This window comes from Serratia sp. 14-2641, from assembly GCF_001692375.1.
GTDB lineage: Bacteria > Pseudomonadota > Gammaproteobacteria > Enterobacterales > Enterobacteriaceae > Chania > Chania fonticola_C.
In genome coordinates, this window is the sequence record NZ_LXKR01000103.1 from 1 (window position 1) to 1,022 (window position 1,022).

2 protein-coding genes are annotated in these 1,022 nt (G+C 55.9%); both read right to left on the bottom strand.

The window, feature by feature from the left end; genetic code table 11:
- Positions 1 to 81: 81 nt before the first annotated feature.
- On the bottom strand, positions 82 to 369 hold the full coding sequence (gene icmT, locus A6U95_RS29450; protein ID WP_021807919.1) for an IcmT/TraK family protein: 288 nt from the start codon (positions 367 to 369) through the stop codon (positions 82 to 84).
- Positions 362 to 1,022 (bottom strand): ATPase, T2SS/T4P/T4SS family (locus A6U95_RS29455; protein ID WP_198927335.1); only part of this gene is annotated, 661 nt, incomplete at its 5' end. The genes icmT and A6U95_RS29455, both read right to left, overlap by 8 nt.

The following is a 1,022-nucleotide window of genomic DNA, read 5'->3' on the forward strand; positions in this document are numbered from 1 at the left end:
GTGCTCAATTACTTTTCCCATGTTGATCTCCTCGATGCCGATCTATACCCCGGCACCCTAAAAGGCCTATGTGGATAATCGTCACTCGCCTTCAGTAAAGCGGCGATACCACCACGGGCGGCCCGACAGCCGCTTTCCCCGCAACAGATAGACCAGCCGGGCATTCAGCACCGTCAACGTCCAACCAAAGGCCGACAGAATTCGGAAAAAAAGGATGATGCCGCTGATCACATAAATCGTGTCCCAGGTAGGGAAGCGGAACCAGAACAGATACAGCAGAAACAAGGGGGCAGGAACACCGTAGACATTGAGCCGCCGAGAAGCATTGCGCCAATAGCCTGGAAGCAAAGGCTCCAGTTCGTCATTCATGGGTATGACCTCGCTCCAGTTCACGCAACTGGTGACCGGTCAGGGCGACGGCCAGCTCGCTGCGAGCGATGCTGCCTTGCAAGTACAGCCGCCAGGCATGATCGGCAATGCGCCGTTGCTCAGCTCGAATAATGCCGTCAATGTGCTGGCCCCATTTGATGTAAGGCATTTGCGTCAACTGTTCCCGCAAGGGATCGTCAAAGATAATGTACTCACGCACAGCCTGTCGTTTGCCATCGGTGGTTCTCAGCAACTTCTGCACCACGATGTACTGGAGTACCCCCAGCATGTCGTGCGCGATAGCTTCGCGGATCTCGGCCTGGAACAGGTTCAGGCAGCGAGGTATGGCCTCACCCGGTGAATGAATGTGCAGTGTCGATAAGCACAGATGACCAAGCTGCCCCGCCTGTATACCGGCTTCCACGGTTTCCCGATCACGCATTTCCCCGACGCCAATAACCGACGGTGCTCGCCGCAGGTCAGCACGGATACCTTCGGCAAAATTGGCCACATCCCGCCGGATCTGCAGCTGGGTGGCTGGCAAAATATCTCCGCTCTTACCCAGAACAAATTCTATCGGATCTTCGGTCGTCGTCACTTTGCGGTCAGGGTCATGGTCGATACAGTGCCGATAAACCGACGCCAGGAAGGTA